Consider the following 16,918-nt stretch of genomic DNA (forward strand, 5'->3'; position numbering starts at 1 on the left):
CGCCGTGAGCAATTCGTTCTCCGGACAATCCCTCGAAAGCGCACGGCGCGTACTCGCTGCGCAATTGAGATCGGGAGCGATCGAGGAGGCCGAGCTCGACGCTCGCATCCTCATCGGCGCCGTGCTGCGCCTCGATCTCACGGGCCTGATTGCGCACGCCGCCAGGCCGCTTACCGACGCCGAGGCCATTCAGCTCGCGCAGCATGCGGAGCGCCGGCTCGCGGGCGAGCCGGTGGCGCGCATTCTCGGCACACGCGAATTCTGGGGCCTGCCGTTTCTTTTATCGGAGGCGACCCTGGTGCCGCGTCCCGATACCGAGACCGTGGTCGAGCTTGCGCTCGAGATGTTTCGCGAGCGCAAAGAGATGCAACCTCCACGCATTGCCGATATCGGCACCGGATCAGGTGCCATCCTGCTCGCGCTGCTGCACGAAATTCCCGATGCCTTCGGCGTCGGCACCGACCTCAGCCTCACTGCGCTGGGCACGGCACGGCACAATGCACGCGCGCTCGGCCTCGCCGGCCGTGCCAGCTTCGTCGCCTGCTCCTATGCATCGGCGCTGCGCGGCCCGTTCGACCTCATCGTGTCGAACCCGCCCTATATCCCTTCGGCCGAAATTCCGACATTGAGCATCGAGGTGCGCGAGCACGATCCGCACCTCGCGCTCGACGGTGGCAATGACGGCTATGACGCCTACCGCGCCCTGATTCCGCAGGCGGGCGAGCGTCTCGCCCCCGGCGGCGCGCTGATCGTCGAGGCTGGCCAGGGCCAGGCGGGAAATATTGAGACCCTTATGGCGGCTGCGGGGTTGAAGGTGGACAGGCCACCCAAGGCCGACCTGGCGGGCATTCCGCGGGCCGTTTCGGCCCGAAAAATGCCCCCATAAAAGCCGGATTGGCCTGTAAAAAGCTCTTGGAATATCCCTTGGGAACGACTACGTTCCGATCAACACATCGGTGCCGGCCCCGTAGACCTACGGGCGAAAGCCGGGCTCTCGGGCGAGAGCTTTACTGATAAAGGTTCCAAGCCGCAGGTCCTGTGAAGCGCGATAGCCAGTGAAGCTGCGCTGCTCTCCGACCGCAAAGTGAACGAAAGCCTGATATTGCGCTTGAAGACTTACGCGAGAGAGCTGGGCTTGTTTCGGCAGGCAAAATGAATGGGTTCGCTGGCGATCAATGCTGGCGGGTGGGGAACGCGTCTTTGTTGAGCGCGATGGTCGACGAACATCGGCAGGGATCAATCCGCTTGCGCGCGGTGCGCGTGAGCGATGTGAACCGCTGTCACCAGGTCACTCCTAGCAATCAGTAATGCGTGCAACCTTTAGGGCTGGAATTAAAGGCAGGACATGAGAAACGGTCAGAACAAGCAGCGGATGCGCAACCGCAACAACAATAATAACAACAACAACCGGCGCAGCCAGAACCCGATGACCCGGGTCTACGAGTCCAACGGACCCGACATCAAGATCCGCGGCACCGCCTCGCATATCGCTGAAAAGTATCTCCAGCTCGCGCGCGACGCGCGCTCCTCCGGCGATCCCGTTGCGGCGGAGAACTACTACCAGCATGCCGAGCATTATTTCCGCCTGATCGCGGCGGCCCAGGAGCAGTTCCGCCAGAACCAGCAGCCGCGCGGCGACGAGCCGATCAGCAGCCATAGCGACGATGGCGAGGACGACGGCGAGAATTTCTCGAATTTCGGCCAGGAGCCGGGCTTCGTCCCGCAGCCACCGCCGCAGCAGCAGCCCTTCATGCGCGAGCGCGACGGCCAGCGCGATCATCACCAGCGTGATCATCAGCAACGCGACAACCAGCCTTATCAGCGCGACCAGCAGCCGCGCGAGCACCGCGAACGCGACCATCGTCCGCAGCCGCAATATCAGCCGCAGCCGCTGCCCGCGAACCAGCCGCAGCCCGTCATCGCCGATGCCGCCAGCGTCGATCGCCTGCCGTCCTTCATCACCGGCCCGCAGCCGCAAGTGAATGTCGGCGCGAATGGCGGCCAACCCGGCTTCGAGGGCGGTGCCGGCGGTGGCGAACGCTTTCCGCGCCGGCGGCGCCGGCCGCATGGCCCGCGGCCCGAGCGTGAAGCTGCTCCGGTCGCGTCCAGCGACGAAGTGGCTCCCGGCGAATAAAGCTTCCTCTGATCTTCCGATCTGAAAACGTCCCGGCCTCGCCGGGACGTTTTGTTATTGCGTCGGCTGAAGCGGTGGGCACGGATCACCTCTCCCGAAGGGAGAGGAGCTAACTGCGCGTCACCGTCGTCGAGGACGGCACCAGCACCGGCTTCGCCAGCGAGGGAATGAGCCGCGCCCGTTCGCGCTTGGCGGGGATTGCGCGGTAGACCTGCTTGGTGGCCTCGACGATGTGCACGCCGGCGAAAGGCAGCGACAACGCCGCACCGGCGCGCTCCCACATCTGCGCCGATTTCAGCACCCAGCCGCCGGCATAGGGCGGCATGAACAGCGCTTCACCCCAGGCCGTTGGCGTGAACCAGGTCTGGCGCAACAGATCGGTGATCTGCGAGCGCGAATAGGGCCGACCGTGACCGAACGGCGTACTGTCGGTGCGGGTCCAAACTCCGCGCCGGTTCGGGATCACCGCGATCACGCGGCCCGAGGGCGACAGCACGCGCCACACCTCGCGCAGCAGCGCGGCCGGATCGTCCGACATCTCCAGCGCGTGGACCAGCAGGATCCGGTCGACCGCGGCGTCGGGCAGCGGCAGCGAGAATTCGTCGACCAGCGAGGCCAGCGCCGGCCGTCCCGTCGGCCATTTCAGGACGCCCTGGGCCGCCGGCATGAACGCGATACAGCGCTCGGCATCTTCGCGGAACAACCCCAAATAGGGCGTGGGATAGCCGAGGCCGAGCACGCGCTGGCCCACCGCGCCAGGCCAGCGCTCCCGGATGCCGCGATTGATCATCTGTCGCGCCACAATTCCGAGGCGGCGGGAATAGAACTCGCGGAGGTCGACGACGTCGATGGTCATGACCGCAATGTAACATGCGCAAGGCCGCGCCTGCGCGCGGAATATTGCATTGCCTGCGCAACGTTAACGCCATATTTGTCTGGCGGGGTTGAGCGCGATGGAGATGACATGGCCGCCGAAATTCGTATTTTCACCTGTTTAAACGACAATTTCGGTTATCTGATCCACGATGTGGAAACCAAGGCGACGGCGTCGATCGACGCGCCGGAGGCCGGCCCCATCCTGAAGGCGCTGGACCGCGAGGGCTGGCAGCTCACCGACATCCTGATCACCCATCATCACGGCGATCATGTCGGCGGCGTCGCCGAGCTCAAGGCCAAATATAATTGCCGCGTCGTCGCGCCGCACGACAAGGGGACCGAGATCGCGAACGTCGATCTGCGCGTTGCCAATGCCGACGTGGTCAAGATCGGCAATCTGCTGGCGCGCGTCCTGGAGACGCCCGGCCACACGCTCGACCACGTCTCCTACGTGTTCGACACCGAGAAGACTGTGTTCGCCGCCGACACGCTGTTCTCGATCGGCTGCGGGCGCGTGTTCGAGGGCACGTACCCCATGATGTGGGATTCGCTCCTGAAGCTGCGCGCCCTGCCCGACGACTTCAAGCTCTATTGCGGTCACGAATACACGGCCTCCAACGTCAAGTTCGCGCTCACCGTCGAACCCGACAATACCGCGCTCCAGGCGCGCGCGGCGGAGGTGACGAAGCTTCGGTCCGAGAACAAGCCGACCATTCCCACGCTGCTTGGCGAGGAGAAGCGGGCCAACGTGTTCCTGCGCGCCGACGAGCCGTCGGTCGCCGCCAGGCTGCACATGAAGGGCGCCGATCCCGCCGCCGTGTTCGGCGAGTTGCGCGAGCGCAAGAATAAATCTTGAAGCACAAGTCCTGACGAGGATCGATGCCGACCGCAGCCGAGATCATCGCGCGCCTCGAGCTCCGCCCGCACCCTGAAGGCGGACATTACCGCGAGACGTTCCGCGACCAGACCGCGGACGCCAACGGCCGGTCGCGCTCGACCTCGATCTATTTCCTGCTCGCACGCGGCGAGCGTTCGCACTGGCATCGCGTCGATGCGGTCGAGACCTGGCATTACTACGCCGGCAGCCCCTTGATGCTGCGCATCGCCCATGACGGCTGCTCGCAGCACGAGGTGCGGCTCGGTGCCGATCTCGTCCATGGCGAACGGCCGCAGGCGATCGTGCCGGCACAGGCCTGGCAGATGGCGGAAACCACGGGCGAATGGACGCTGGTCGGCTGCACCGTGGCACCCGCGTTCGAATTCGCCGGCTTCGAGCTCGCACCGAAGGGCTGGGAGCCGTAGGTCAAGCCGGCCCCGTCGACCGCCACTCCCGTTCCCTCGACACCTAGTCCTTGCTGTCCTTCCGCACCGGCAATCGACGAACGATACTGGTCGGAAGCGTTTCGTAGGCCGGCCGATAATGACCGGTCCGATACTGCTCCTCTGTCAGCCGGATGAAGGATTCTCCATCGGTTATCGTTGCCGTCTCGGGTCGGCCACCGATGCTCTCGTTCCGATGCATGCCCGTAAAGGTCTCAGCGGTCGCGCCCATTTGCGCCGAAGCGCTCGCGCAGACGAGTCCGACCAACATTGTCAGCGGGACCGTGATCGAGCGCATCACCGCTTCCTGAGCACCATGTCCTTCGCCGCGATCAGGCCACCGCCGGCGATCAGAATCGCGGCGATGGCGATGTTGGCGCTGGCTTTGGCAAAACCGGCGGCGATGAGAAAGCCGGTCGAGAGCAGCGGCGTCGCGTAGGAGGCGGCGCCGAGCACGCGGATGTCCCCGCGCTTCATGCCGATGTCCCAGGCATAGAACGCGGCACCGACGGGGCCGATGCCGAGCGCGATGACGGAAAGCCATTGCAGCGTGGTTTCCGGCCACACGGTGGTCTCCAGCAAACCATGCATCAGCGCAGCGAGCACTGACGTCGCAAGGCAGAAGCCCGCGACCGCATCGGTCGGTACCGCTTTCAACCGGCGCGACAGTACCGAATAGGCGGCCCACACGAAGGCGGCGATAAAGGCCGCGATCAGTCCCGGCACCGCGCCGGGCGCAAAACCACTGGTGTTGCCGGCGAACAGCAGCACGGTGCCGACGAGCCCGAGCACGGCGCCGATGATATGATGCGGGGCGAGCCGCTCGCCGGGCAGGAAGGAGGAGAACAGCACGATCAAGAGCGGCCACATGTAGTTCAGAAGACCGGCTTCGGCCGGCGGCGCGAAGCGCAGCGCGAGAAAATACAGCGCGTGATAGCCGAACAACCCGCCGACGCCGACGACCCAGACGACCAGCGGCTGACGCAGGCTTTTCGCGGCGTCGCCACGGCCGATCCAGGTGAGCAGGCCGACCAGACCGCCGATCGCAAAGGTCATCGCGGCGAGCTGGAACGCCGGGATCTTTCCGGTCGCCACCGTCATCACTGACAACAGCGACCACATCAGGATTGCAGTCAAACCGATCAGGGTGGCGGTACGGGGAGTCATCGGCCCAATGTTTCCGTCATGGCCGGGCTTGTCCCGGCCATCCACGTTCTTCCGTGGCGACGGCTGTTGTAAGGCCGTGGATGCCCGGGACAAGCCCGGGCACGACGATGTCGGAAATATCAGGCCGCGTGATGCGATCGCATCACACCATGTACTGGCCGCCGTTGACCGTCAGCGTCGAGCCGGTGATGAAGCCGGACTCGTCGGCGGCGAGGAACACGACCGCGCGCGCGATTTCTTCGGGCTCGCCGAGCCGGTTCGCCGGAATCTGCGGGATCACGTTCTTCTCCAGGACGTCCTTCGGCACCGCCTGCACCATTTCGGTATTGATGTAGCCGGGGCAGATCGCATTCACGGTGATGCCGCCCTTGGCATTCTCGAGCGCGAGCGCCTTGGTGAAGCCGATATCGCCCGCCTTCGCCGCGGAATAGTTGACCTGACCGAACTGTCCCTTCTGGCCGTTGATCGACGAGATCGAGATGATGCGGCCGAACTTGCGCGAACGCATACCCTCGATGACCTGGCGCGTCATGTTGAACAGTGAGCCGAGATTGGTGTTGATGACGGCGTTCCACTGCTCGAGCGTCATCTTGTGGAAGGCGGTGTCGCGGGTGATACCGGCATTGTTGACGAGCACCTCGACCGGACCGAGATCGGCCTCGACCTTCTTCACGCCTTCGGTGCAGGCGTCGAAGCTGCTGACGTCCCATTTGTAGACGGCAATGCCGGTCTCGGCCTTGAACTTCTCCGCCGCCGCATCGTTGCCGGCATAGCTCGCCGCAACCTTGTAGCCAGCCGCCTTCAGTGCCTTGCTGATCGCAGCACCGATGCCCCGCGTACCACCCGTGACCAATGCAACACGTGCCATATCGTATTCCTTCCCTTGGACTCTTCGGACGTTTCTGACGTGGTCGTTTTTTAACTGCGGATTATGCGGCTGGTTTGACGGACATCAAGAACAAAACGCCCGGCGTTGAGCCGGGCGTTTCTCTTTAGTCGAGGCCTGCACGGTTGCGAAGAATATTTGATTTGCAACCGCTGCCTTTTTAGTCGCGTGCAACGCACTAACCAGTGTGTGCAGCGCACGCGCAAACTGCGCGTAAGCTACACGTCAGCCACCGTCAGTCGCGCGCGATGCACATCGCGATGCCCATGCCGCCGCCGATGCACAGCGTGGCGAGGCCCTTCTTCGAATCGCGCTTCTGCATTTCGTGCAGCAGCGTCACCAGCACGCGGGCGCCGGACGCGCCGACCGGATGACCGATCGCGATCGCGCCGCCATTGACGTTGACCTTGGAGGTGTCCCAGCCGAGGTCCTTGTTGACGGCACAGGCCTGCGCCGCGAAGGCTTCGTTGGCCTCGATCAGATCGAGATCGCCGACATTCCAGCCGGCCTTCTTCAGCGCGGCGCGCGAGGCCGGGATCGGGCCCGAGCCCATGATCTTCGGATCGACGCCGGCCTGCGCCCAGGAGACGATGCGCGCGAGCGGCTTCTTGCCTTCCTTGGCCGCCTGCTTGGCGGTCATCAGCACCACGGCGGCAGCGCCGTCATTGATGCCGGACGCAGATCCCGCGGTGACCGTGCCTTCCTTTTCGAAGGCAGGCTTGAGCTTGGCCATCGCGTCGATCGTTGCGCCATGACGCGGATATTCATCGGCGCTGACCACGACGTCGCCCTTGCGGGTCTTGATGGTGACGGGAACGATCTCGTCGTTGAACTTGCCGGCCTTCTGCGCCGCCTCGGCCTTCTGCTGCGAGGCGACCGCGAACTCGTCCTGCTGGGCGCGGGTGATCTGCCACTGCCGCGCGACGTTCTCGGCGGTGTTGCCCATGTGGTAGCCGTTGAAGGCATCCCACAGGCCGTCCTTGATCATGGTATCGACGAACTCGACCGGGCCCATCTTGACGCCGCCACGCAGATATTGGGCGTGCGGGGCCATACTCATGGATTCCTGGCCGCCTGCGACCACGATTTCGGAATCGCCGTTGAGGAGTGCCTGGTAGCCGAGTGCGACCGTGCGCAGACCCGAACCGCAAAGCTGGTTGACGCCCCAGGCCGGGCTCTCCACCGGGATGCCGGCGCCGATCGAGGCCTGGCGGGCGGGGTTCTGCCCCTGGGCGGCGGTCAGAATCTGCCCCATGATGACTTCCGAGACCCGGCCGGGCTCGATGCCACCGCGCTCCAGCGCGGCCTTGATGGCGATGGCGCCGAGATCGTGGGCGGGAAGGGTCGCGAAGGCTCCGTTGAAGCTTCCGACCGGGGTGCGGGCGGCGCTGACGATGACGACATCGTCTGACATGGGCATCTCCTGAGGCTTGAGGTTTTTTAAGAGGGGGCAGGCGGGGCTTTGAGAAAACGGCTCGCCAGTCTTGTCAGCCATCCTGTTAACGTCGTTGAGGCATGTCAATCGGCCGGCGACCGAATTCATGCCGCAGCGCATTCAAAATAGCGTTCTTGGCGCTTTCGCAAGCAAGATTTTGCTCCGCGATTAACCGTGCCGCACAAAACGGTAGCGTGACCCCTTTGAAAATGCTTATTTTGTTGCGTTGCGTACTCTTCCCGCCCTGCGGCATGGCCCGTCGGGTTCCCGTTCTCCGCGCTTGCAAGTGAGAGCCCATGGCGAAATCAGACCAACCCACCACCATCAAGAAATACGCGAACCGCCGGCTCTATAACACCGGAACGAGCACCTACGTGACGCTGGAAGACCTCGCCGCGATGGTCAAGGATGGCGAGGATTTCCTGGTCTATGACGCCAAGACCGGCGACGACATCACCCGCTCCGTGCTCGCCCAGATCATCTTCGAGCAGGAAAACAAGGCCGGCCAGAACCTGCTGCCGACCACCTTCCTGCGCCAGCTGATCCGCTTCTACGGCGACAGCATGCAGATGGTGGTGCCGAAATATCTGGAACAGTCGATCGCGACCCTGACCCAGGAGCAAGAGAAGTTCCGCAAGCAGATCGCCAATACCCTGTCCGGCACTCCTTTTGCTCCTTTGGAGGAGCAGGTCCGTCGCAACATGGAGCTGTTCCAGCAGACCTTCTCGATGTTCAAGCCCTTCGTCCCGCCGCGCCCGGGGGCCACTGCCGAGACGGAGTCCGAGGCGACTGCCGAGGCGCCGAAGGACAGCAACATCGACGATCTGCGCCAGCAGATGAAGGAGATGCAGGAGCGCCTCGAGCGCATGTCGAAGAAGGACGAGTAGTCTTTCCATTCGCGCCGGCGTCAGCGAGCGGGAGGACGAGCCATGTCTGACCGAAGCACCCATTGGGACCATGTCTACGCCACCAAGGGCGAAGCCGAGGTCAGCTGGTACCAGGACAGCCCGGCGACCTCGCTTGAGATGATCCGCGCTGCCAATCCCAATCATGACGCGGCCATCATCGATATCGGCGGCGGAGCATCGAGACTGGTCGATGCGTTGCTGCAGGACGGATATCGCGACGTTGCAGTGCTGGATCTTTCTGCCAATGCGCTTGACGCGGCGAAGAAGCGGATCGGCGGAGCGGCTTCGATGGTCGACTGGATCGTTGCCGACGCCACGTCATGGCAGCCGACGAAGACCTATGACGTCTGGCACGACCGCGCCGCGTTTCACTTCCTGACAGATCCTCGCGACAGGGCCGCTTATGTCGAGCGCCTGCGGTCGGCGCTTGCAACTGACGGCCACGTCATCATTGCGACGTTTGCACCCGATGGTCCCGAGAAATGCAGCGGCCTGCCGGTGCAGCGCCATGACAGTGCCAGCCTTGCGGCGGAGCTCGGGCCGGAGTTCGCGCTGATCGAGACTCGCAGCGAGACGCATCATACGCCGTGGGACTCGACGCAGGCCTTTCAGTTCAGCCGGTTTCGGAGGAGCGGTTAACGTCTCTCAAGCGGCGAGCTTCATGTCGTGCGCAAAGTCCCAATAGAGCTTTCGCGCCTTGGCGTAGAATGGCCCCGGCTTCAGCTCGCGCTCGTCGATGCGGATCACCGGGGCGACCTTGGCGAAATTGCCGGTTGAGAAGATCTCGTCGGCGGCCAGGAAATCGGAATAGCGCAGCATCTTCTCGACCACGTTGACGCCGTCGCCGCGCAGCAGGCTGATGACGCGCTGGCGCGTGATGCCGTTGAGGAACGTGCCGTTGGGCACCGGCGTATAGACCACGCCGTCCCTCGCCATGAACACGTTGGAATTGCCGAACTCGGCGACATTGCCGAGCATGTCCAGCATCAGCGCGTTCTGGAAGCCGCGCGAGGCAGCTTCCGCCAGCGCGCGCGAATTGTTCGGATAGAGACAGGCCGCCTTGGCTTCGACCGGCGCGCATTCGGCGGTAGGCCTGCGGAACGGCGACAGCGTGATGGCATTACCTACAGGCTTCGGCATCGGCGCCTCGTAGATGCACAGGCACCAATTCGTGGTCTCGGGGTCGAACAGCACGCCGCCGCCCAAGCCGTTCTGCGCCCAGTACATCGGACGGACGTAGAGCTCGGCATTGGCCGCGAAGCGCGCAATGCCCTCACGCGCCAGCGTCAGCCAAGTGCCGGTATCGACCACCGGCTTCAGGCCGAAATTGATCGCGGATTGGTTGGCGCGCGCGACGTGACGGTCGAGATCCGGCGCGACGCCCTCGAAGGCGCGGGCGCCGTCGAACACCACCGAGCCGAGCCAGGCCGCATGCGTGCGCGGGCCCATGATCGGCACGTTGCCGTCGTGCCATTTGCCCTCGAAGAAAGTCCAGCTCGGCGAATATTCGATCGGCTTCTTGATCTCGGCCATATCAGGCCTCCCATGGGCGTGATGCCGCATTATAGCGCCACTATGGGTCGGAACTTCTAAATGATTCCCTGCGGGGAGCTGCTGAGTTACCCTCCCACAAGGGGAGAAGGAAGTGCCATGCCACTCGATCCGCTCGCAAAGCGCTTGTTGACCATGATGGCTGCGGCCGTGCCGCAGGGGAGAAGCCGGCCGAGCGTGGAGGCGCGGCGCCAATCGCTGGCCAAGCTGATGCAATTCGTGCGCGCTGAGGCGCCCGACGTGACGACGCGCGACGGCATGCTGCCCGGCCGCGCCGGCGAGCTGCCCTATCGGCTCTACACGCCTGCAAGCGCCGGCGAGCGCGCGCCCGGTTTCGTGTTCTTTCATGGCGGCGGCCTCGTCGCCGGCAGCATCGCCACGCATGATCGCATCGCGGCGGCGCTGGCGCATGCCACCGGTTGCCGTCTCGTCTCGGTCGACTACCGGCTCGCACCGGAGCACCCATTTCCGGCCGCGGTCGAGGACGCCGTCGCCGCCACCGAATGGGTTGCGCGCGAAGCCGCCTCGCTCGGCATCGACGCCGAGCGTCTCGTCGTCGGCGGCGATTCCGCCGGTGCGACGCTCGCTGCGATCGTGTGCCAGGAGGCCGCGCAGACCGCCGGCCTCGCCATCGCCGCGCAATGCCTGATCTGCCCGGTGCTGGATTTCGAGGAGACCTCGCCGTCGCGGGATGAATTCGCCAAGGGCCATCTGATCGATCGCGTCACGATCGAGGCCGATCTGTCCGACTATCTGCCTGAGGGCATCGCCACCGCCGACCCCCGCGTCTCTCCCTTGCGCGCAACACGGCTGGCCGGCCTGCCGACCGCGATCATCCACACGGCCGAGTACGACCCGATGCGCGATGAGGGCAATGCCTATGCGCGCAAGCTGCTCACTGCCGGCGTCGCCGTCGAGCATGTCTGCCACGACGGCATGGTTCACAATTTCCACGCCATGGGCGCGATCCTGCCGCAGGCCCAGCTGGTGCTGTCGCAGATCGGCGAGCAGGTGCGGCGCGCGGTGGAGAGATAGCGCGGATCACGCGCGCGCGTCGAGCACGGCCCGGGCGGCCGTCACATAATCGGGCCAATGCACGTCCGCATAACGCTCCGCCTGGCGGGCGCAGGTGACGTCGGGCGCATGCGCCGCCGCGATCATGCGTGCGAACCGCTCCTCGGCCACCGTCGTGTCATCGGACACTGGCGCCGGCGCAGCCGCCACGACGGTCGGAGCGACGGCGAGCCCTGCCAGGCCAGTGAGCAGGATGCGGCGTGACGTGTTCATGACTGTCGTCCTTCAATTGTCCGGCCCGCACTCCGGCCGGCGAGTGTGTCGTGCGATCACGGCAGGGTAACCGCGCGCATCCGTGCAGTCCATCGCTTGCGGATAGCGCTTGACCATCGGAACGATCACGTTCCATCTAACGCCCGCTGCGTCATCAAATCGCCACGCGTCGGATTGTCACGTGCTCCCTCCCACCCCATTGCACCTTCAGGCTATGCGTGCCGCCGCGATGGGACTGCTGTGTCTGACGATGTCGGCGGCGGCCGCCCTCGCTGCCGATGAGGAGGATGGCGCCCCCGCAAAGCCTGATGTCCCCAACATCTATCTCGACCTGCGCACGATCTATGCGACGATTCCCGCGGGCACGCTGGGGCTCGGTTTCGGCAACACTTCGCTGTCGGCGGCGTTCGAAGCCCTGGCGGTGCGCAGGGGCGCAACGCAGCCGAACGGCCTGCCGGCGGCAAAATCGATAGCGGTGGATCTGCCGCTGACCGTCGACGTCAGCGATCGTGTCTCGCTCTATGGCGGCGTGTCGGGCTCGACGACCGACGCCGGCGGCGGCTGGTCGACATTCGACATCACGAGCTGGAATATTGGCGTGCAGGCCGACCTCTACCAGCAAAATGGCGGAACGATCCCGACCATCACGCTGCAATCGACCCTGACGCAGTCGGTGCCGAACGATCAGGGCATGACGAATTCGTTCAACAACATCCTGGAATTCGACTACGCGCTGGACGAAGACGAGACGCGGGGCTGGCTTGCCGGCGTGCAATACACGACCACCGCCATCGCCAGTCCGTTCGCCAGCATCCGGCCCAACACGATCCTCTATGCCGGCGGCTATTACCAATGGCCGAGCAACTGGAAGTTCACCGGACGGCTCGGCATGCAGTCGTTCGGCGGCGCGCAGTTCGCTGGCCGGACGCTGGCGGAGCCGTTCACCCAGCCGATCCTGCGGCTCGACCTCGATCGCATGGACGACAACGACAACCGCCTGTTCGGCATCACGGCGCAGATCGCCTGGATGCCGAAGCCGTCATATCAGGTGACGTTGCGAACGCCGCTCTACGCCGTGCGCAACTGACCACGATCATGGTGGATGTCAGGTAAACAAATATCCGGCTTAAAGAGCACGGGACGACGGGCGGCGGCCCTCTCGTGTTGATCATGAAGGTCTTTTCACCTTGCAGCCGTCCCGCCTCGCGGCTTCCGACGAATCAACCGCTTGTTAATCCACTTCGCGAGATCGCTCACCACGTTACCTCCCGGCAAGATGCTTGCGGGAGACTTGACCGGTTTCGCGTGGGAGGTTGGAAATGTCCCGTCTGGTATCGGAGCGAACGTTCCTGGCCGGCAAGATCATCTTCAATTTCGGGCAATCGACCATCGATTGCGTCGTTCGCCGGATGTCCGAGGATGGCGCGACGCTGGAGATCCAAAGCAGCGTCGGCGTGCCCGACCAGTTCCAGCTCAAGCTCGCAAGCCAGGATGTCCGCTCCTGTCGCGTTCTCTGGCGGTCCGATCGCCAGATCGGCGTCACGCTCGGAACGGATGAGCATGCCACCCCCGGAATCGACAACGCGAAGGAGCGCAGCGCTGACTCGCTGATGCGCAGCCAGATGCTGGCGCTGCGCGCCGCGCTGGATTTCGTTCCGCTCGGCATCGTGCTGCTGGATGCAAATCTCCGCGCGAAGCTGATCAACCGCGCGTTCCGGCAGATGTGGCAATTGCCGGATGAAGTCGCCAACAGCAATCCGTCATTCGTGACGCTGATGCATCACGGCCGCGATACGGTTGCCTACGAAATTCCACAGGCCGAGCTGGACGCCTATGTCGCCGAGCGAGTCCGTCACGTCCAGGCGGGTGACGCGTCGCCGCTCGATCTGCGCCGCAGTAGCGGCGACGTCGTTCGCATGCAATGCACGCCGCTGCCCGACGGCGGGCGCATGCTGACCTATACGCCCGTCACCGATATCGTGCGCTACTCCGACGAGCTCAAATTGCTGCGCGACGCACTCGAGAACGTCGAGGACGGCGTGCTGCTGCTGGATCGCGATCTCAACGCCAGCTTCATGAACCGACGGATGCGGCGGTTCTGGGAGGTGAGCGAGCAGGAGGCAGCGAGCCGACCGACCTATGCATCGCTGGTGACGCGGGCCCACCGCGCGAGCGCGCCGGATCTTCCTGCAAATGAATTGGCGAGATTTCCGGCGAGGCGGGTCGCGGAGGTCAAGGCCGGCGATCATGTGCGCGACCTGCAGACGCCGGATGGACGGCGCATCAGGACACATTGCACCACGATGTCGAACGGCGGCCGCATGCTGACCTATGTCGACATCACCGACCTGACGCAAAAAGCCGCAATGCTGGAGACGCTCGCGACCACCGATCCGCTCACCGGTCTCTACAATCGCCGCCATTTTCTCGAGTCCCTCGATGCCGAATGGAGCCGGTTCCAGCGCTATTATCGCTCCGTCTCGGTGCTGATGCTCGACATCGACCATTTCAAGTCGGTCAACGATCGCTACGGCCATGCCGTCGGTGACGCCGCGATCAGGGCGGTTGCCGCCGCCTGCCTCGACGGCAAGCGCAAATCGGACATCGTCGGCCGCCTCGGCGGCGAGGAGTTCGCCGTTCTCCTGCCCGAGACCAGCCTGTCGCGCGCGAGGACCGTCGCCGATCGCATCCGCAAGCGCGTGATGAGCGCGCAGATCGTCGCCGGCAAAATTCAGTTCGGCGTGACCGTGAGCATCGGCATCGCGGAGGCCGCCGTCAGCATGTCCGGCATCGACGCACTGATGAGCGCGGCCGATCAGGCGCTCTACCAGGCCAAGGCCGAGGGCCGTAATCGCTGCATCGCCTTTGTGCCGCCGGCGCCTTTGAACAAGGCGGCGGAGTGATCTACTCCGGCACCGGCACGTCGAACGTGTTGAGCGTGACCGAGACCATGCAGTAGACGCCGACCAGATAGGACAGCTCGGCGGCGCCGTGCTCGCCGAACTCCTTCACCGCGGCGCGCCAGGTCAATTCCGGCAGCACGCCGCCACTGACCAGCGCTGAGGCGACGTCGTAGGCGACGCCCTCCTGCCTGGTGAGATCCGCCGGCCGCTGTCCGGCGACGATGGTCGCGAGCTTGTCATCGGACAGGCCGCGCTGCTCGGCGACCAATACATGGGCATAGAGCTCGTAGCCGGAGCGGAAATGCGAGCCGGTGACGAGAATCGCGACCTCTCGCACCGGACCAGGCAGCAGCGGGTTCGACGCGATCGCCTTCACCAGCTCCCACACCGGCTTGCCGAAACGCGGCTCGCGGATCCAGGGATTCCAGGGCCCGAGCAGCGCGCCGTCCTCGCGCATATTCACGAAGCCCTTGAAATGGTCCGTGATGCCGGCTCGCATGTCGTCATGGAGCGGCTTCTGTTCGGCGGTCAGATCCTTGGGATCGAGAATGGGAAGGCGCACGGCGAAGATCTCCTCGTTGAGACGGCGAGGCTTGCCCGCATGCGCACGCAACGCAAGTGAAGTTGCCGTGACCTCGCACGGCGGTCGGGCGTTCTGACAAATTCGACTATGTCGTCTCGGGGCTTCGTACGCTCTGGGGATTTGCGACATCGTCGGCGGCGAGCGCGAGCGGCTCGCCGGTCGCGAGGAATGACGTCAGCGCGGCTTCGAAAGGCGCCGGATCGAGGCCCCGCCCCTTCAGCCATTCGGGCTCGTAATAAGTCTGCCGGTAGCGTTCCCCAGAATCGCAGATCAGCGTCACCAGCGATCCCGCGATGTTTGCCTGGCGCATCTCCGAGGCGAGCCGGCATAATGCGAGGAAATTGGTGCCGGTGGAGCCGCCTACCGGACGACGCAGCCGGCGCGACAACACGTTCATCGCCGCGATCGTCGCCGCATCCGGGATCTTCATCATGCGGTCGACCACATCGGGCACGAAGGACGGCTCGCAGCGTGGCCGGCCGACACCCTCGATCAGCGACGGGCGGTCGCAGACATGCGAACGGTCCTGCGAGCGGAAACAATCGAAGAAGGCGGAATGCTCGACATCGGCGACGCAGAGCCGCGTCGGATATTGCCGATAGCGCAGGTACCGCCCGATCGTGGCCGAGGTGCCGCCGGTGCCCGCGCCCATCACGATCCAGTCGGGCAGCGGGCACCGCTCGCCCTGCAACTGCGTGAAGATCGATTCGGCGATGTTGTTGTTGCCGCGCCAGTCCGTCGCGCGTTCAGCGAAGGTGAACTGGTCCATGTAGTGACCGTTCAGGCGCGCGGCGAGCGCGGCCGCTTCCGCATAGAGCGCGCGGCCGTCGTCGATCAGATGGCAATTGCCGCCATAATGCTCGATCGCTGCAATCTTCTCCGACGAGGTCGTGCGCGGCATCACGGCATAGAATGGCACGCCGATCATCTCCGCGAAATAGGCCTCCGACACCGCCGTCGATCCCGACGACGCCTCGACCACGGGCGTGCCTTTGCGGATGTGGCCGTTGCAAAGCGCGTAGAGAAACAAGGAGCGCGCCAGGCGATGCTTCAGGCTGCCGGTCGGATGGGTTGACTCATCCTTCAGGTAGATGTCGATGCCTGACAGCGCCGGCACGATCAGCCGGATCAGATGCGTGTCCGCGGTGCGGCACTGGTCGGCCTCGATCGCGGCGACGGCCTCGTCGACCCAGCCGCGCCGATAGGCCGGCACGACCGGATTGGAATGGCGGAAGGCAGGCGACTCGATCGGCATGACCAGTGATTCCCAAAACAACAAATGTCCATCTACCACGGGCCGCTTGCGCGAACGTGTTCAAAACTCCAGCGGCGCGTTGTCGACGACTTCCTTCATCACGAAGAAGGTGCGGGTCTGCCGCACACCGGGCAGCGCGATAAGCTGCTCGCCGTGGATACGGTTGAAATCCTCCATGTCGCCGACGCGGATCTTCAGGAAATAGTCGAAGTCGCCGGCGACGAGGTGGCAGTCGAGCACGAATTTCAGCCGGGCGATCGCCTGCTCGAAGATGGCAAAGCTCTCCGGCGTCGAGCGGTCGAGCACGACGCCGACCATCACCAGCGTGCCCTTGGCCACTTTCTTGGGGGCGATCATGGCGCGGACGGCAGCGATGAAGCCGTCCTCGAACAGGCGCTGGGTGCGGCGATGGCAGGTGGCGGGGCTGATGGCGACGGTTTCGGCCAGCTCGGCATTGCTCAGCCGACCGTTATTTTGCAGCAATCTCAAGATCTTAAGGTCAGTGCGGTCAAGCCGGGCGGTCATGAAAGAAGCTTCCGTAGCAGGCCAATATTTCGGAAGAATTCTTATCCTATGGCGCAATTAGCGCAAGAAGTTGCGCAATATGAGCGCA

19 protein-coding genes are annotated in these 16,918 nt (G+C 64.4%); 9 read left to right on the forward strand and 10 right to left on the reverse strand.

Annotation, left to right across the window (positions count from 1 at the left end; translation table 11 throughout):
• The first annotated feature begins 4 nt into the window (after positions 1-4).
• On the forward strand, positions 5-886 hold the full coding sequence (gene prmC, locus SE92_RS21545; protein ID WP_063198180.1) for a peptide chain release factor N(5)-glutamine methyltransferase: 882 nt from the start codon (positions 5-7) through the stop codon (positions 884-886).
• Positions 887-1,345: 459 nt separating this feature from the next.
• Positions 1,346-2,134: a DUF4167 domain-containing protein gene (locus SE92_RS21550; RefSeq protein WP_063198181.1), complete on the forward strand. Its 789-nt coding sequence runs from the start codon at positions 1,346-1,348 to the stop codon at positions 2,132-2,134.
• A 109-nt stretch (positions 2,135-2,243) separates the two neighbouring features.
• Here SE92_RS21550 and SE92_RS21555 read toward each other — a convergent pair whose 3' ends face one another.
• Complete coding sequence (locus SE92_RS21555) at positions 2,244-2,990, reverse strand: methyltransferase domain-containing protein (RefSeq protein WP_063198183.1); 747 nt, start codon at positions 2,988-2,990, stop codon at positions 2,244-2,246.
• A gap of 108 nt (positions 2,991-3,098) precedes the next feature.
• Between SE92_RS21555 and gloB the strand changes: the two genes are divergently transcribed.
• Together gloB and SE92_RS21565 are read left to right on the forward strand one after the other, a co-directional pair.
• On the forward strand, positions 3,099-3,866 hold the full coding sequence (gloB, locus tag SE92_RS21560; RefSeq protein WP_063198185.1) for a hydroxyacylglutathione hydrolase: 768 nt from the start codon (positions 3,099-3,101) through the stop codon (positions 3,864-3,866).
• A gap of 23 nt (positions 3,867-3,889) precedes the next feature.
• Positions 3,890-4,312 (forward strand): cupin domain-containing protein, encoded by a 423-nt coding sequence (locus SE92_RS21565; protein WP_063198186.1) that lies wholly within the window; start codon positions 3,890-3,892, stop codon positions 4,310-4,312.
• A 43-nt stretch (positions 4,313-4,355) separates the two neighbouring features.
• Here the strand turns inward: SE92_RS21565 and SE92_RS21570 are convergent, their stop codons facing one another.
• The 4 genes from SE92_RS21570 to SE92_RS21585 all read right to left on the reverse strand — a co-directional run bounded on the left by SE92_RS21570 (position 4,356) and on the right by SE92_RS21585 (position 7,797).
• Positions 4,356-4,628, reverse strand: coding sequence for a hypothetical protein (locus tag SE92_RS21570; RefSeq protein ID WP_063198188.1), 273 nt, complete (start codon positions 4,626-4,628; stop codon positions 4,356-4,358).
• On the reverse strand, positions 4,628-5,497 hold the full coding sequence (yddG, locus tag SE92_RS21575) for an aromatic amino acid exporter YddG (protein WP_063198190.1): 870 nt from the start codon (positions 5,495-5,497) through the stop codon (positions 4,628-4,630). Before yddG ends, SE92_RS21570 begins: the two co-directional genes overlap by 1 nt.
• Positions 5,498-5,639: 142 nt before the next feature.
• A complete protein-coding gene (phbB, locus tag SE92_RS21580) occupies positions 5,640-6,365 on the reverse strand; it encodes an acetoacetyl-CoA reductase (protein WP_063198192.1) in 726 nt (241 codons plus the stop codon).
• 253 nt (positions 6,366-6,618) lie between these two features.
• Positions 6,619-7,797, reverse strand: coding sequence for an acetyl-CoA C-acetyltransferase (locus SE92_RS21585; protein ID WP_063198193.1), 1,179 nt, complete (start codon positions 7,795-7,797; stop codon positions 6,619-6,621).
• Positions 7,798-8,114: 317 nt separating this feature from the next.
• On the opposite strand from SE92_RS21585, the gene phaR reads away from it, so the two are divergent.
• Positions 8,115-8,705, forward strand: coding sequence for a polyhydroxyalkanoate synthesis repressor PhaR (gene phaR / locus SE92_RS21590; RefSeq protein WP_063198195.1), 591 nt, complete (start codon positions 8,115-8,117; stop codon positions 8,703-8,705).
• Positions 8,706-8,747: 42 nt separating this feature from the next.
• Positions 8,748-9,365: a class I SAM-dependent methyltransferase gene (locus SE92_RS21595; protein WP_063198196.1), complete on the forward strand. Its 618-nt coding sequence runs from the start codon at positions 8,748-8,750 to the stop codon at positions 9,363-9,365.
• Between the two features lie 6 nt (positions 9,366-9,371).
• Here the strand turns inward: SE92_RS21595 and SE92_RS21600 are convergent, their stop codons facing one another.
• On the reverse strand, positions 9,372-10,259 hold the full coding sequence (locus SE92_RS21600) for a branched-chain amino acid aminotransferase (protein WP_063198198.1): 888 nt from the start codon (positions 10,257-10,259) through the stop codon (positions 9,372-9,374).
• Between the two features lie 117 nt (positions 10,260-10,376).
• Here SE92_RS21600 and SE92_RS21605 point away from each other — a divergent pair, with 117 nt between their 5' ends.
• Complete coding sequence (locus SE92_RS21605; RefSeq protein ID WP_063198200.1) at positions 10,377-11,312, forward strand: alpha/beta hydrolase; 936 nt, start codon at positions 10,377-10,379, stop codon at positions 11,310-11,312.
• 6 nt (positions 11,313-11,318) lie between these two features.
• Here the strand turns inward: SE92_RS21605 and SE92_RS21610 are convergent, their stop codons facing one another.
• Positions 11,319-11,564: a hypothetical protein gene (locus SE92_RS21610; RefSeq protein ID WP_063198202.1), complete on the reverse strand. Its 246-nt coding sequence runs from the start codon at positions 11,562-11,564 to the stop codon at positions 11,319-11,321.
• 214 nt (positions 11,565-11,778) lie between these two features.
• Here SE92_RS21610 and SE92_RS21615 point away from each other — a divergent pair, with 214 nt between their 5' ends.
• Positions 11,779-12,651 carry a hypothetical protein gene (locus SE92_RS21615; protein WP_063198204.1) on the forward strand — a complete coding sequence of 291 codons (873 nt, stop codon included), beginning with the start codon at positions 11,779-11,781 and terminating at the stop codon, positions 12,649-12,651.
• A 232-nt stretch (positions 12,652-12,883) separates the two neighbouring features.
• A complete protein-coding gene (locus SE92_RS21620) occupies positions 12,884-14,467 on the forward strand; it encodes a sensor domain-containing diguanylate cyclase (RefSeq protein ID WP_063198205.1) in 1,584 nt (527 codons plus the stop codon).
• 1 nt (position 14,468) lies between these two features.
• Here SE92_RS21620 and SE92_RS21625 read toward each other — a convergent pair whose 3' ends face one another.
• The 3 genes from SE92_RS21625 to SE92_RS21635 all read right to left on the reverse strand — a co-directional run bounded on the left by SE92_RS21625 (position 14,469) and on the right by SE92_RS21635 (position 16,830).
• Complete coding sequence (locus SE92_RS21625; RefSeq protein WP_063203685.1) at positions 14,469-15,029, reverse strand: carboxymuconolactone decarboxylase family protein; 561 nt, start codon at positions 15,027-15,029, stop codon at positions 14,469-14,471.
• A gap of 106 nt (positions 15,030-15,135) precedes the next feature.
• Positions 15,136-16,305, reverse strand: a complete 1,170-nt coding sequence (locus SE92_RS21630; protein WP_157095603.1) for a PLP-dependent cysteine synthase family protein — start codon at positions 16,303-16,305, stop codon at positions 15,136-15,138.
• Between the two features lie 60 nt (positions 16,306-16,365).
• Positions 16,366-16,830, reverse strand: coding sequence for an Lrp/AsnC family transcriptional regulator (locus SE92_RS21635; RefSeq protein WP_063198207.1), 465 nt, complete (start codon positions 16,828-16,830; stop codon positions 16,366-16,368).
• Positions 16,831-16,918 lie beyond the last annotated feature (88 nt).

It is taken from the genome of Bradyrhizobium sp. AT1, from assembly GCF_001590795.1.
In the GTDB taxonomy this organism is placed as follows: domain Bacteria; phylum Pseudomonadota; class Alphaproteobacteria; order Rhizobiales; family Xanthobacteraceae; genus Bradyrhizobium.